Origin of the sequence: Cupriavidus necator N-1, from assembly GCF_000219215.1 — a bacterium.
Taxonomy (GTDB): domain Bacteria; phylum Pseudomonadota; class Gammaproteobacteria; order Burkholderiales; family Burkholderiaceae; genus Cupriavidus; species Cupriavidus necator.
In genome coordinates this window covers 1104308-1118714 of sequence record NC_015723.1, presented here as the reverse complement: position 1 = coordinate 1118714, position 14407 = coordinate 1104308, and the positions used below count along the sequence as shown (strand labels likewise).

Genomic DNA, 14407 nt, shown 5'->3' with positions numbered 1-14407 from the left:
ACCGTAGCGCGGCAGACGACTTGCCGTTCGACCTGCCCGATGGCCCGGATGTCGCCTATGCTTTGCTCAGGACCGCAGACTGGACAGGGAGACCGGCGCAGACATGGACAAGACAGCCTTCGTATTTGCCGGCGGCGGCAGCCTGGGTGCGATCCAGGTCGGCATGCTGCGCGAACTGGTGGCGTGGGGCGTGATGCCCAATATCGTGATCGGCGCCTCGGCCGGCGCCATCAACGGCGCCTACTTTGCCTGCAATCCGGGCGTGGCCGGCGCCGGCCGGCTTGACGCGCTGTGGCGCGGCATCCGGCGTTCGGACATCCTGCCGTGGAGCTGGCGCAGCGTCTGGAGCATGTTCGGCGGCAACCGCGGCCACCTGGTCGAGGCGGCCGGGCTGCGCGCGCTGCTGGCGCAGCACTTCGGGCCGCGGCGGCTGGAGGCAGCGGAACTGCAGCTGCATGTAGTGGCGACCGACATGCAAAGCGGCGACGAGGTCTTGCTGTCCAGCGGCAGCATCGTCGACGCGGTGCTGGCCAGCGCGGCCATCCCCGGCGTGTTTCCGCCGGTACAGTTCGAGGGCCGCACGCTGATCGACGGCGGCGTGGCCAACAACACCCCGGTATCCACCGCGGTCGCACTGGGTGCCACGCGCGTGATCGTGCTTCCCGCGGGCTTCACCTGTGCTGAGCGCCGCCCTCCGCGCGGCGCGCTGGAGCATGCGTTCAACGCGCTCTCGCTGCTGGTGGCGCGCCAGCTCGTGCACGACCTGCAGCACTTCGCCGACCGCGCGCAGATCAGCGTGGTGCCACCGCTGTGCCCGCTCGACATCTCGCCCTACGACTACTCCAAATGCGGCGAACTGATCGACCGCGCCGCGGCCACCACCGCGCAGTGGCTGCAAGGCAAGGGGCTGGACAGCCAGCGCATACCTAGCGCGCTGGCGCCGCATTCGCACGACGAAGCGGCGCCTAGCTGCAGCGCCGACATCCCGGCGTCGGCGCCCCACTGAAGCGGCTGAGCACGGGTTGGAAGTACACGAACGGATTGTGCCGCGACGCATACTGGTCGCCCTTGTACCGGCCCTTGTCGACGCGGACCAAGGCCTGCCCACGCTGCCCGCGCGCCAGGCTGCCCTCTGGCCATTGCTACAATCCGACAGATGTCCACCCAAGCCGAACGCAGCGCCAGCACCCGCCAGTCCCTAATCGACGCCGCCGCGGCCTTGCTCATCGAGCAAGGCTATGCGGCCTTTTCAGAAGCGCGCGTGTGCGAGCTGGCCGGCAGCAGCCGCGGCTCCCTGCGGCACCATTTCCCCGAAGGCCGCTATGACCTGCTGCCAGCCATGCTCACCTGGCTGCTGGAGCGCGAGGCGGCGCGCCTGGCCGCGCTGGGCCCGCTCAGCCCTTCGCTGCGCCTGCACCTGATGCTGCATGTCCTGGCGACCCGCCCACAGCGGCATACCTCGCTGGCCATACTGGAGGTGTGGATGGCAACGCGTGGCGACGCGCGCCTGGCCACGGCCGTGCGTGCGCCGCTGGAGGCCGTGCCGCAGATGCTGTTCGGCCAGCCGCCGGACGCGCCGCCAGAGCCGGAATGGCTGGCGCTACGCTGTTTCCTGCACGGCGCCACGCTGCACAGCTTTGCACCGGACTATGACGGTCAGGACTTGTCCGCAGCGGTGCGCTGGCTGATGGCGCGCCTGCCGGCCCCGGCCGGGCTGGACGCCTTGCTGGCGCGCATGCACGCGGACTGGTTGTGAAGCGCCGGATCAGGGCAGCCGCGCCAGCAACCGGTCGCCCAGCGTAGGCGGCAGCGCCAGGCGCCCTGCCTTGCCAGGCGCCGCGGCATCGAAGACCACGGCCTGGCCGTCCCAACTGAGCCGCACCGGCCCGCTGCTGTTGAAGGTGCGCTGGGCCAGCACGCGGTTGCGCTCCACGCCGTAGATGCGCAGCAACACCCGCTCCCGGCCCAGATAGCAGTATTCCGCTGCGTACCGCGCAGCAGCATCCAACGACGGCAGGTGCCGGCAGTTATGCGCGCCGGCCCGCTCCCAGGCGCCGTGGCCATAGGCAATGGCGGTCCAGATACCACCGAGCGCCAGCAGCCGCCCCGCGGTGACCCGTGCCAGCCGCTGCGCGCGGGCCTTGCGCCCGTCCGGGGTGGCCAACACGTACGACACCACGCGATACACCGCCAACCCCAGCAGCAGCATCGTCACCGCCGCCAGGTGGAAATAGAACGCCGAATCCGGCATTGACGCCATGATCTGACCCATGCCCGCTCCCGGAAAATATCGTCAAACTACCGTCCCGCCGAAATTAAAATCCGGCGCCCGTGCCGTCATATAAATCCGCACCGCATTAATCGGCGCCATTAATTCCAGAATATTGAAAATCGCCGCCCTGATATATTGAGCATAATCAACCTACCTCACCGGGCCAATCCGGTGTATTCCCGCACCGGACCTGCCGGCGACCGCCGCGGTCTTATTTTTCTGATGGCAGCGCCGCGAGCAGGATGAGCAGCCGCGCTACCGTCGACGCCACGATCGCGGCCAGCGCAGCAGCGTTGGCGGAATCGCCGTCGCCGGCGGCATGCTCCAGGCGCTGGGCGAAAGCACGCAAGCCGTGGCAGCCGACGTAGTGGGCAGATGCCTTGAGCCGGTGGGCGACGCTGCGCACCGTGTCGAGCGCACCGTCCGGAGGGCGGCCCGCGCCAGCGCCCGCCATGGTGCCATCCCTGGCTGATAGGCCTGTTGCCTCGCCCGAGGCACCTGCCCTGCAACCAGCCCCGCCACCGGCGATCCGCACGCCAGCGCCCCGCAGCGCCCCACCACCGCACGCAAGGCCACAGGCGCATTGGCAGGTGCTGGGGTGGACGACCGGACTGCTCTGCCTGCTGGCATGGATCTTCGTGCTGTATCGCGAGGTGCGCCGGCGCCGGGCCGCGGAGATTGCGCTGAAGGACAACATCGCGATCCAGTCGGCGCTGCTCGACGGCATTCCCCAGCCCGTCTACCTGCGCGATGCCTCGCTGCGGCTCATCACCTGCAACCGCAGCTATGAAGAACTGGTCGGCGCCACGCGCGACACGTTGCGCGGGCAGCCGCTGGAGGCGTCGGTCCGGGTGCATCCCATCGCCATCGACATGGCCGAGGTGGTTCGCGACTACCACAAGGTGATCGAAGACGGCACCCCGCTGCACAAGGACCGCTGCCTGCGCCTGGGCGGGCGCACCCACCACGTGCTGAACTGGATGACACCGCTGCGCGGCGCCGATGGCACGGTCAAGGGCCTGGCCGGCGGCTGCGTCGACCTGACCGAACGCCACGACATGCTGGCCGAGCTGGCGCACGCCAAGACCGAAGCCGAGGCCGCCAACCGCGCCAAGTCCACCTTCCTGGCCTCGGTCAGCCATGAGATCCGCACCCCGATGAACGCCATCACCGGCATGCTGGAGCTGACCCTGGCGCGCTGCCAACTGGCCGAGCAGGAACGCCTGCAGCTGGTCACCGCGCACAAGTCGGCGCTGGGCCTGCAGGCGCTGATCGACGACATCCTGGACCTGTCCAAGATGGAGGCCGGCAAGTTCAGCATCCACCCGGCACCCGTTTCTCTGCCCGGGCTGGTCAAGGATACGCTGCTGATCTTCGGACCGGTGGCGGCGCAGAAGGGCCTGCCACTGACCAGCGGCATCGGCGCCGCCGTCGCGCCACTGCACCAGGTCGATGCGCTGCGTTTCCGTCAGATCATGGCCAACCTGGTGTCCAACGCGGTGCGCTTCACCGACAGCGGCACGATCCATGTCAGGCTTGACGCGCTGGCGCCTCGCGACGGCGTGCAGCAGGTCATGCTGACCGTCTCCGACACCGGCATCGGGATTCCCGCCGACGCGCAGGCGCGGATGTTTGAACCCTTCGAACAGGTGCATGACCGCACCCGCCCCCATGCCGGCGGCACCGGGCTGGGGCTGGCAATCTGCCAGCGCCTGGCCAGCGCGATGGGAGGCCAGATCTCGCTGTCCAGCCAGCCGGGCCAGGGCACGCGCGTCATGGTGACGCTGCCGCTGACGCTTGCCGTCGCCACGGAACTGCCCGAGCCGGTGCCGCCGCCCACGGCGGGCTGCGCACGGCGCCGGGTCAACGTCCTGGTGGTCGACGACCATGCGCCCAACCGGTTGCTGCTGCAGCGCCAGCTGGAACACCTGGGCCACCGCGTGAGCACCGCCTGTGATGGCCGCGAAGCGCTGGCCAGGCTGGACCGGGCCAGCTTCGACGTGATCGTGTGCGACTGCGCCATGCCGGTCATGGACGCCTGGCATTCGCACGGGCGGTGCGCGCGCGCAAGGATGCCTGCGGCGGCGTGCCGGCGATCGGCTGCACGGCGAGCGCCGTCGCGGCGGACCATGCCGCGGCACTGGCGGCGGGCATGAATGCCGTGATCGTCAAGCCGGTTGGCCTGCAGGTGCTGGATGCGGCGGTGGCAAAAGCCTGCGCCAGTGGCTACCGGGCGCGCAGGGTGGCCGTGCCAGTGCAGGTCAGCACGCCCGATCGCCAGGCCGGCACGCGTGACGAGGCCGCCCACTGCGGCGTCAAGCCCGGCTCGCGGCCGTCATGGTGCGCAGTGTGCCGGGCGATGAACGTGCAGTGCGACCGCCTCGACCAGCCGGAAGACTAAGCCCGCTCAGGCCTCCAGCGGCACCGCGCTGGTGCACTTGATCTCGTCCAGGCACACGCTGGACTTCACGCCGCTGACACCCGGGATACGCATCAGCGTATCGAGCAGGAAGTCAGACAGCGACTTCAGGTCCTTGGCGACCACCTTCAGCACGTAGTCGATATCCCCGGTCACCGAGAAGCATTCCTGGATCTGTGCCAGCTCCGCCACCAGGCGCTTGAAGTTGGACAGGTCGCGGATATGCCCGCGCTCCATCGTCACATGGATAAAGGCCACCACGCCAAAGCCCAGCGCCGCCGCGTCCAGCCGCGCCTCGTAGCGCTTGACCAGCCCGGCCTCTTCCAGGCGGCGGTGGCGCCGCAAAGTCTGCGCCGGCGACAGCGCGATGGCCTCGGCCAGTTCCAGGTTGGAAGCCCGCCCCTGCTCCTGCAACACCCCCAGCAAGCGGCGATCGGTACGGTCCAGCTCGATCGATTGCACTTTGATTTCCTCATATCAGTGATTCACGCAATCAGATTTCATAATCTAGGGTTTCCCTGCCTGTTTTACGAAATCCAATTTTGCCGTCCGGAATATACACTGCATCCCAAGCAAGCGCACTACAGGCCTGTCCTGTAAGAGGTTCCGCCGAGCCGACTGACTCCGGCGCGACCCCACCGCCAAGTGCCGCCGCCACAATATTATTTCCCGCCCCTTTAGTGAGAAAGCCATGGCCGACCTGTTTGACAACCCGATGCAGCTGATGGGCTTCGAATTCGTGGAATTCGCCTCGCCCACCCCCAACGTGCTTGAGCCGCTGTTCGAGCAGATGGGCTTTACGCTGGTGGCAAAGCACCGCTCCAAGGACGTGGTGCTGTACCGCCAGGGCGAAGTGAACTTCATCGTCAACCGCGAGCCGCACAGCCACGCCGCCTACTTTGCCGCCGAACACGGCCCGAGCGCCTGCGGCATGGCTTTCCGCGTCAAGGATTCGCACAAGGCTTACGCCCGCGCGCTGGAACTGGGTGCACAGCCGGTGGAGATCCCGACCGGCCCGATGGAACTGCGCCTGCCCGCGATTAAGGGCATCGGCGGCGCGCCGCTGTACCTGATCGACCGCTTCGAGGAAGGCAAGTCGATCTATGACATCGACTTCGAGTTCATCGAAGGCGTCGACCGCCACCCGGTCGGCCACGGTCTCAAGCTGATCGACCACCTGACCCACAACGTCTACCGTGGCCGCATGGCTTATTGGGCCAATTTCTACGAAAAGCTGTTCAACTTCCGCGAAATCCGCTACTTCGACATCCAGGGCGAATACACCGGCCTGACCTCCAAGGCCATGACCGCGCCGGATGGTAAAATCCGCATCCCGCTGAACGAGGAATCGTCCAAGGGCGCCGGGCAGATCGAAGAGTTCCTGATGGCCTTCAACGGCGAGGGTATCCAGCATATCGCCTTCCTGACCGACAACCTGATCGAGGTCATCGACCGCCTGCAACTGGCAGGCGTGCCGCTGATGACCGCGCCGAACGACTACTACTACGAAGCACTGGACAAGCGCCTGCCCGGCCACGGCCAGCCTGTGGAGCAACTGAAGTCGCGCGGCATCCTGCTGGACGGCACCACCGAAGGCGGCAAGCCTCGCCTGCTGCTGCAGATCTTCTCCAAGACCGCGCTCGGCCCGGTGTTCTTCGAGTTCATCCAGCGCCGCGGCGACGAAGGCTTCGGCGAAGGCAACTTCAAGGCCCTGTTCGAGTCGCTGGAACGCGACCAGATCGAACGCGGCACGCTCAAGGTCGAGGCCTGACCGGCATCGGCCTTCCCTGACCGGCAGCCCTTGACGGGCACAGCCGGGTCCGGAAACGCGCACACCACCTTCGCGGCAGTCACCCTGCCGCGCGGGTGGTGACGTCCCCCAGGCCCAAGCGTTCGACTCAATACAAGCCAGAAACGCGGGCCCGCATTCCATGAGAATGGGTAGAGGAAACAACTGAATGCATGCAAGCAGCAATGACGGCACGCTCAAGCGCGGCCTGAAGAACCGGCATATCCAGCTGATCGCGCTGGGTGGCGCCATCGGCACCGGCCTTTTCCTGGGCATCGCCCAGACCATCAAGATGGCGGGCCCCTCAGTCCTGCTGGGCTATGCGATCGCCGGCATCGTGGCGTTCTTCATCATGCGCCAGCTGGGCGAGATGGTGGTGGACGAGCCCGTCGCCGGCTCGTTCAGCTACTTCGCCGACAAATACTGCGGCCATTTCGCCGGCTTCCTGTCGGGCTGGAACTACTGGGTGCTGTACATCCTGGTGAGCATGGCCGAGCTTTCGGCCGTTGGCATCTACGTGCAGTACTGGTGGCCCGAGATCCCGACCTGGGTCTCGGCGCTGGCCTTCTTCGTGATCATCAACGCGATCAACCTGTCGAGCGTGAAATCCTTCGGCGAGATGGAGTTCTGGTTCTCGATCATCAAGGTCGCGGCCATCATCGGCATGATCGGCTTCGGCGGCTACCTGCTGGTGTCCGGCAATGCCGGCCCGCAAGCGAGCGTGGCCAACCTGTGGCAGCACGGCGGCTTCTTCCCCAACGGCATGGGCGGCCTGGTGATGGCCATGGCGGTGATCATGTTCTCGTTCGGCGGGCTGGAGCTGGTGGGCATCACCGCGGCCGAGGCGGATTCGCCCGAGAAGACCATCCCCAAGGCCACCAACCAGGTGATCTACCGCATCCTGATCTTCTACGTGGGCGCGCTGGCAGTGCTGCTGTCGCTGTACCCGTGGGAGAACGTGGTCACCGGCGGCAGCCCGTTCGTGCTGATCTTCCACGCGCTGAACAGCAACTGGGTGGCCAATGTGCTGAACGTGGTGGTGCTGACTGCGGCGCTGTCGGTCTACAACAGCGGCGTGTACTGCAACAGCCGCATGCTGTACGGCCTGGCCCAGCAAGGCAACGCCCCCAAGGCGCTGCTCAAGGTCAACCAGCGCGGCATTCCGCTGACGGCACTGGCGTTCTCGGCCGTGGCCACCGCGGCCTGCGTGGTGATCAACTACTTCATGCCCGGCAAGGCGTTTGAGATGCTGATGGGCCTGGTGGTGTCGGCGCTCATCATCAACTGGGCGATGATCAGCCTGATCCACCTGAAGTTCCGCGCCGACAAGCGCCGCGCGGGCCAGGCCACGAAGTTCCAGAGCTGGGGCTATCCGCTCACCAACTACCTGTGCCTGGTGTTCCTGGCCGGCATCCTGGTGGTGATGTACCTGACGCCTGGCCTGCGCCTCTCGGTCTACCTGATCCCGGTGTGGCTGGTGGTGCTCGGCGTGAGCTACCTGGTGCGCCAGAAAAACGCGGCCGCCGCGCTGCAAAGCGGCGTGGCCGCCCAGCAACTGCGCTGAGCGGCAAGGCGGCGCCTGCAGGCTGCGGGCGCCGCCGGTTAGAATTCAGGCTGCGCGACGCCCCCTGCGCCGCGGCAGCTGCCCCCCGACCCAATTCCATCGCACCCCATGTTTGCACACATCGAGGCATTTCCCGGCGATCCGATCCTCTCGCTCAACGAGGACTTCCAGCGCGACCCGCGTACCGACAAGGTCAACCTGAGCATCGGCATCTACTTTGACGACGAGGGCCGCCTGCCGGTGATGCAGGCCGTGGCCAAGGCCGAAGCCGCGCTGCTGGCCGACATGGGCCCGCGCCCCTACCTGCCGATGTCGGGCCTGGTGGCCTACCGCAACGCGGTGCAGGCGCTGGTGTTCGGCGAAGACTCGCCGGCGCGCGCCGCCGGCCGCATCGCCACGCTGCAGACGCTGGGCGGCTCGGGCGCGCTGCGCGTGGGCGCTGATTTCCTCAAGCGCTACTACCCGCAGGCGCAGGTGTGGATCAGCGATCCCAGCTGGGAAAACCACCGCGTGGTGTTCGAGCGCGCCGGCTTCACCGTCAATACCTACCCGTACTATGACGACGCCACCGGCGGCCTGAAGTTCGACGCGATGATGGACGCGCTGCGCGCCATCCCCGCGGGCAGCATCGTGCTGCTGCACGCCTGCTGCCACAACCCGACCGGCGTGGACCTGAACCAGGACCAGTGGCGCCAGCTGATCGCGCTGCTCAAGGCCAACCAGCTGCTGCCGTTTGTCGACATGGCCTACCAGGGCTTTGGCGCAGGCCTGGAAGACGACGCCTTCGCCATCCGCGAGCTGGTGGCGCAGGATGTGCCCTGTCTGGTGGCCAACTCGTTCTCGAAGAACTTCTCGCTGTACGGCGAGCGCTGCGGCGGCCTGAGCGTGTTCTGCAACACCGCCGGCGAAGCCGCCAACGTGCTGGGCCAGCTGACCGGCGCGGTGCGCGCCAACTACAGCAACCCGCCCACGCACGGCGCGCGCGTGGTGGCCAAGGTGCTGACCACGCCCGAGCTGCGCCAGCTGTGGGAAGAAGAACTGGCCCAGATGTGCAACCGCATCGCGCGCATGCGCGAGGCGATCCACCACAACCTGCGCGACCATGTCAGCGGCGAGGCCCTGTCGCGCTACCTGACCCAGCGCGGCATGTTCACCTACACCGGCCTCACCGCCGACCAGGCCGAGCGCCTGCGCGAGCAGCACGGCGTGTACCTGCTGCGCTCGGGCCGCATGTGCGTGGCCGGGCTGAACGAGCGCAATGTCGGCATCGTGGCCAAGGCCATCGGGAGTGTGCTGCAGGGCTAAACCTGACGGCAGACGGCATTACCAGGCGGCGCCTTCGGGCGCCGTTTTTTTTGCGGCGCATGGGACGCGCCAGCGTAATTTCTACAAACGCCGTGGAGTTTTTGACTTTCCAGCCACGGCTTCCCCTGGCTTTCCTCAGGCCCATCGCCACGGCCATCCCCGGCACTGAACTTGCAGCCTTCCTGCATCCCAGGCACCGTCCCCCACCGTGCCGGAGTCCCCACAGAAGGCCCGCAAATGTCCGAAGACAAGGCCCCCGCCCAGTGCAGCACCGCCCTGCCCCCCGGCGCCGCTGCCCGCCCGGTCACGCTGCATATCAACGGCAAGCCCTGCACGCTGCAGCTGGAGCCCCGCTGCACGCTGCTTGACGCGCTGCGCGAAGTGATCCACCTGACCGGCGCCAAGAAGGGCTGCGACCGCGGCCAGTGCGGCGCCTGCACGGTGCTGGTTGACGGGCGGCGCATCAACGCCTGCCTGACGCTGGCGGTGATGCAGGAAGGCCGCCAGATCACCACCATCGAAGGCCTGGCCAGCGGCGACACGCTGCATCCGATGCAGGCCGCCTTCATCGCGCACGACGCGCTGCAGTGCGGCTTCTGCACGCCCGGCCAGATCTGCTCTGCGGTGGGCATGCTGGCCGAGGCGCAGGCCGGTGAGGCGAGCGCGGTCCAGTCGCTGCGCCCGGCGGCCCTGCCGCTCAGCGACGATGAAATCCGCGAGCGCATGAGCGGCAACCTGTGCCGCTGCGGCGCCTACCCCAATATCGTTGCCGCGGTCCGCGAGGTCTGCAGCCGGCACGGCAGCCGCTGAGGACCGGGCATGAATCCTTTTTCCTATGAACGGCCCGAGTCTGTCGACGACGCCATGCGCCTGGGCGGCCAGCCGGGGGCGCGCTATGTCGCCGGTGGCACCAACCTGCTCGACCTGGTCAAGGCCGGCGTGGAAGCGCCACGGCTGCTGGTAGATGTCAGCCGGCTGCCGCTGGCCCAGGTGGCAGCGCTGCCCGACCGCGGCCTGCGCATCGGCGCGATGGTCAGCAACACTGATGCGGCCAACCACCCGCTGGTGCGCGAACGCTATCCGCTGCTGGCGCAAGCGCTGCTGGCGGGCGCCTGCGGGCAACTGCGCAATATGGCCACGGTGGGCGGCAACCTGCTGCAGCGCACGCGCTGCCACTACTTCTACGATCCCGGCTTCCCCGCCTGCAACAAGCGCAAGCCCGGCTCCGGCTGCGGCGCGCGCGATGGCATCAACCGCATCCACGCCATCCTGGGCGCAAGCGAGCAATGCATCGCCGTGCATCCGTCCGATATGTGCGTGGCACTGGCCGCGCTGGAAGCCGTGGTCGTGGTACGCGCCACCACCGGCGAGCGCCGCGTCCCCATGGGCGACTTCCACCGGCTGCCTGGCGACACGCCGCAATGCGACACCATGCTGGCGCCGGGCGAGCTGATCGTCGCCATCGACCTGCCGCCTTCGCCCTATGCCGCCCATGCCCACTACCTGAAGGTGCGCGACCGCGCCAGCTTTGCCTTTGCGCTGGTCTCGGTGGCCGCGGCGCTGGAAATCGACAGCAACACCGTGCGCAGCGCCCGCCTGGCGCTGGGCGGCGTGGCGCACAAGCCGTGGCGCGTGCCGGCGGCGGAGCGGGCCCTGGCGGGCCGTCCGCTGAGCGCGCACAGCGCCGCCGAAGCCGCGCGGCTGCTGCTTGATGGCGCGCATCCCTATGCCCACAACGCTTTCAAGGTGGGACTGGCGCAACGTGCCGTGCTGCGCGCGCTGCAGGTCGCCAGCCGGCCGCAAGGAGCCTCAGCATGAGCGTAACCGGGGCCCCCCTCGACCGTGTCGACGGCATCCCAAAGGTCACCGGCCGCGCCCGCTATACCGCCGACCATCCGCTGCAGGGCCTGGCCCATGCGGTGATGGTGACCAGCACCATCCCCTGCGGCAAGATCACGTCGATGGACACCGCCGCCTGTGAGCGCATGCCAGGCGTGCGGCTGGTGATGACACCCTTCAATGCACCGCACCTGCCCAAGGGCGGAAAGGCCGCCGCGGACATTGCCACGGCCGGGCACGTCATGAACCTGCTGCAGGACACCGCCATCCACTACAACAACCAGCCCATCGCCGTGGTCGTGGCCGACACCCTGGAGCAAGCGCGCGACGCCGCCCGCTGCCTGCCGGTGCAATACCGGCGCGCCGACGCCGTGCTGGACTTTGCGCAGGCCCGCACACAGGCACGCAAACCCGACGAGGACGAGGACGGATCGGCCGACAGCCATCGCGGCGATCCTGACGCCGGCCTGCGCAGCGCCGCCGCCGTGGTCGACACGGTCTACACCACGCCGATGGAAAACCATAACCCGATGGAGCCGCACGCCACCATCGCCGTCTGGGACGGCGGCGAGTTGACGCTGTACGACGCGACGCAATACGTCACCGGCGTCCGCAAGGTCGCATCGGCCACGTTCGGCATTCCCATGGAGAAGGTTCGCGTGATCTGCCCATACGTAGGCGGCGGTTTCGGCTGCAAGGGCTCGGTATGGTCCCACGTGATGCTGGCCGCGATGGCGGCGCGGCAGGCGGGCTGCCCGGTGAAGCTGGTGGTGGACCGGACGCAGATGTTCGGCACCGTAGGCGCGCGGCCCCTGACTGAGCAGCATCTGGTCGCTGCCGCGGCACAGGACGGCGCGCTGAGCGCAATCCGCCACGATGTGACCGCCTGCACCTCGATGATCGAAGACTGGCTTGAATCCGCGGCGCTGATCACGCGCCGGCTCTATGCCTGCCCCAACCTGCAGACCAGCCAGCGGCTGGTCAAGCTGAACATCGGCACCCCCACTTTCATGCGGGCGCCGGGCGAAGCCACTGGCAGCTTTGCGCTGGAATGCGCGCTGGACGAGCTGGCGGAACAGCTCGGCATCGACCCGGTCGCGCTGCGCCTGCGCAACCACGCCGATACCGACCCTGAGAAGCAGTTGCCGTTTTCCAGCAAATCGCTGCGTGAATGTTATCGGGAGGCCGCCGAGCGCTTCGACTGGGCGCGCCGCAACCCCGAACCGCGTTCGATGCACGCCAACGGCAAGCTGGTGGGCCTGGGCATGGCCACCGCGACCTATCCCACCTATCGTTCGGGCGCCAGCGCGATGGTGCGCCTGCTGCCGGACGGCACCGCACTGGTACGCTCCGGCTCGCAAGACCTCGGCACGGGCACCTATACGGTCATGACGCAGGTCGCAGCCGACGCACTGGGGCTGCCGCCCGAGCGCGTGCGCTTTGAACTGGGCGACACGGCCTTCCCCGAGGCCCCGGTGTCGGGGGGCTCGCAGTCGGTCGCCAGCGTCGCGCCTGCCGTGCAGCAAGCCGCCGCGGCCGCGCGCGGGCAACTGATCCGGCAAGCCGTGGCGGACCCGGCCTCGCCGCTGTCGGGCGTGCCGGCGAAAGACGTGGAGATTGCCGACGGCTGGCTGCAACGCCGCTCCGATCCGACGCAGCGCGAACCCGTGTCCGCGCCGATCACCCGCGCAGGTGGCCACGCGATCGAAGCGCGGGCCAGCGCCAAGCCCGGCAAGGAGCGGAAGCAATACGCAATGCACGCCTTTGGCGCGGTCTTTGCAGAGGTCCATGTCGATCCAGACCTGGGCGAGATCCGCGTCCGCCGCATCGTCGCCAGCTACGGCGTGGGCCGGCTGCTGAACCGCAAGACCGCGCACAGCCAGCTCAAGGGCGGCATTATCTGGGGCATCGGCATGGCGCTGCATGAGAAGACCGAGCTGGATCCCGTCACCGGGCGCGTGGCCAATGCCAACCTGGCCGAGTACCACGTGCCGGTCAATGCCGACGTCGGCACCATCGACGTGACAGTGGTGGACGAGGACGATCCACATATCAACGCGCTGGGCACCAAGGGCATCGGCGAGATCGGCATCGTCGGCGTGGCCGCGGCCATCGCCAATGCCGTGTACCATGCCACCGGCCGGCGCGTACGGGACCTGCCGATTACGCTGGACAAGCTGCTGGACTGAGACCCGCCCAGGCCCCGGGTGGTTGCGCTGGCCGCCATCCAATGGAAAGATGTGGCCCACGGGCCCCGCGCCCGCAACCTGACTGCCCGCCTGGCGGGCTTGGAGGCTGCCGTGACCGAGCTCTACCCCAAGCGTCCGTCCTCGTGCATTGCCCTGCTGCTGGCCGCCGGCGCCGTCCTGGCCCCGGGCCTGGCCAGCGCCCAGACCCCGGCACCGCTGGCGGAATGGCAGTTCTCCGCCGGCATTCCGCTCCAGAAGCTGTTTGAAGACACCATCCCCGACTGGCAAGTCCGGCTCGGCGCCGCGGCCATGGTGCGGCCGCGCTACGACGGCTCGTCGGAATACATCGTCATCGGCGGGCCCAGCATCGATATCCGCTACCGCGACCTGGCCTTTGCTTCGATCGGCGAAGGACTGGGCGTGAACCTGCTGCGGGGCAAGAACTGGCGCGCGGGGATCGCGCTGACCTACAACCTTGGACGGCGCGCAAAGGAGGATTCGCCGCACCTGGACGGCATGGGCAATATCAACCCGGCGCCGGAAGGCAAGCTGTTCGCGGAATACGCGGTCTCGAAGGAATTCCCGCTGGTGCTGCGCATCGACGCGCGCCGCAGCCTGGGCGGCAGCGACGGCTGGGTCGGCGATATCGGCGCCTATATGCCGCTGCCGGGTAGCTCCGAAAAATTCTTCTGGTTTGCCGGCCCCACCGTGACGCTGGCCGACTCGCGCTATATGAACGCCTGGTACGGCGTCAGCGACTCGCAGGCCCGCGCCGGGCGGCCCGCCTACCATGCGCGCGGCGGCATCAAGTCCTACGGCTTCGGCGTCAGCGCGGTGTGGTATTTCAACAAGCACTGGTTTGCCACCAGCGACATCGCGATCTCGCAGTTGGCCGGCGATGCGGCGGACAGCCCGATCACGCGCAAGTCGACCAACGGGGTCTTCGACCTGTCGATCAACTACGAATTCTGAGCCGGATCGTCGGCCGCGCCGTGCGGCTATCGCACAGTGGATGGCTGGCGTCCGCGAT

At 67.9% G+C, this 14407-nt stretch carries 14 protein-coding genes; 11 read left to right on the top strand and 3 right to left on the bottom strand.

All coding sequences use genetic code 11. The annotated features are described in order from the left end of the window. Positions 1–103 precede the first annotated feature (103 nt). On the top strand, positions 104–1006 hold the full coding sequence (locus tag CNE_RS23230) for a patatin-like phospholipase family protein (RefSeq protein ID WP_013952722.1): 903 nt from the start codon (positions 104–106) through the stop codon (positions 1004–1006). A gap of 150 nt (positions 1007–1156) precedes the next feature. Then, positions 1157–1756, top strand: a complete 600-nt coding sequence (locus CNE_RS23225) for a TetR/AcrR family transcriptional regulator (protein WP_013952721.1) — start codon at positions 1157–1159, stop codon at positions 1754–1756. A 9-nt stretch (positions 1757–1765) separates the two neighbouring features. Here CNE_RS23225 and CNE_RS23220 read toward each other — a convergent pair whose 3' ends face one another. Both CNE_RS23220 and CNE_RS23215 read right to left on the bottom strand, forming a co-directional pair. Further along, positions 1766–2272, bottom strand: a complete 507-nt coding sequence (locus CNE_RS23220) for a hypothetical protein (protein WP_041228608.1) — start codon at positions 2270–2272, stop codon at positions 1766–1768. 211 nt (positions 2273–2483) lie between these two features. After that, positions 2484–2726 (bottom strand): Hpt domain-containing protein, encoded by a 243-nt coding sequence (locus CNE_RS23215; RefSeq protein ID WP_238553127.1) that lies wholly within the window; start codon positions 2724–2726, stop codon positions 2484–2486. Positions 2727–2862: 136 nt separating this feature from the next. Here CNE_RS23215 and CNE_RS23210 point away from each other — a divergent pair, with 136 nt between their 5' ends. Together CNE_RS23210 and CNE_RS42210 are read left to right on the top strand one after the other, a co-directional pair. Next, positions 2863–4428 (top strand): PAS domain-containing sensor histidine kinase, encoded by a 1566-nt coding sequence (locus tag CNE_RS23210; RefSeq protein WP_238553126.1) that lies wholly within the window; start codon positions 2863–2865, stop codon positions 4426–4428. Beyond that, the gene (locus CNE_RS42210) at positions 4425–4673 is read left to right on the top strand and encodes a hypothetical protein (protein ID WP_013952719.1); all 249 of its coding nucleotides are present in this window, start codon (positions 4425–4427) and stop codon (positions 4671–4673) included. Before CNE_RS23210 ends, CNE_RS42210 begins: the two co-directional genes overlap by 4 nt. Positions 4674–4679: 6 nt before the next feature. Here the strand turns inward: CNE_RS42210 and CNE_RS23205 are convergent, their stop codons facing one another. Beyond that, a complete protein-coding gene (locus CNE_RS23205) occupies positions 4680–5153 on the bottom strand; it encodes an Lrp/AsnC family transcriptional regulator (protein ID WP_010812428.1) in 474 nt (157 codons plus the stop codon). A gap of 229 nt (positions 5154–5382) precedes the next feature. Between CNE_RS23205 and hppD the strand changes: the two genes are divergently transcribed. The 7 genes from hppD (at position 5383) to CNE_RS23170 (ending at position 14349) form a co-directional block, all read left to right on the top strand. Further along, positions 5383–6462 carry a 4-hydroxyphenylpyruvate dioxygenase gene (gene hppD / locus CNE_RS23200; RefSeq protein ID WP_013952717.1) on the top strand — a complete coding sequence of 360 codons (1080 nt, stop codon included), beginning with the start codon at positions 5383–5385 and terminating at the stop codon, positions 6460–6462. 187 nt (positions 6463–6649) lie between these two features. Next, positions 6650–8044 carry an amino acid permease gene (locus CNE_RS23195; protein WP_013952716.1) on the top strand — a complete coding sequence of 465 codons (1395 nt, stop codon included), beginning with the start codon at positions 6650–6652 and terminating at the stop codon, positions 8042–8044. A gap of 108 nt (positions 8045–8152) precedes the next feature. Next, positions 8153–9349, top strand: a complete 1197-nt coding sequence (locus CNE_RS23190; protein WP_013952715.1) for an amino acid aminotransferase — start codon at positions 8153–8155, stop codon at positions 9347–9349. A gap of 237 nt (positions 9350–9586) precedes the next feature. Next, positions 9587–10159 (top strand): 2Fe-2S iron-sulfur cluster-binding protein, encoded by a 573-nt coding sequence (locus CNE_RS23185; protein WP_013952714.1) that lies wholly within the window; start codon positions 9587–9589, stop codon positions 10157–10159. A 9-nt stretch (positions 10160–10168) separates the two neighbouring features. Next, entirely contained in the window at positions 10169–11167 is a 999-nt protein-coding gene (locus tag CNE_RS23180; RefSeq protein WP_013952713.1) for an FAD binding domain-containing protein, read from the top strand. Then, positions 11164–13377, top strand: coding sequence for a xanthine dehydrogenase family protein molybdopterin-binding subunit (locus CNE_RS23175; protein ID WP_013952712.1), 2214 nt, complete (start codon positions 11164–11166; stop codon positions 13375–13377). Before CNE_RS23180 ends, CNE_RS23175 begins: the two co-directional genes overlap by 4 nt. A 111-nt stretch (positions 13378–13488) precedes the next feature. Beyond that, complete coding sequence (locus CNE_RS23170) at positions 13489–14349, top strand: MipA/OmpV family protein (RefSeq protein WP_404997172.1); 861 nt, start codon at positions 13489–13491, stop codon at positions 14347–14349. Positions 14350–14407: the final 58 nt, after the last annotated feature.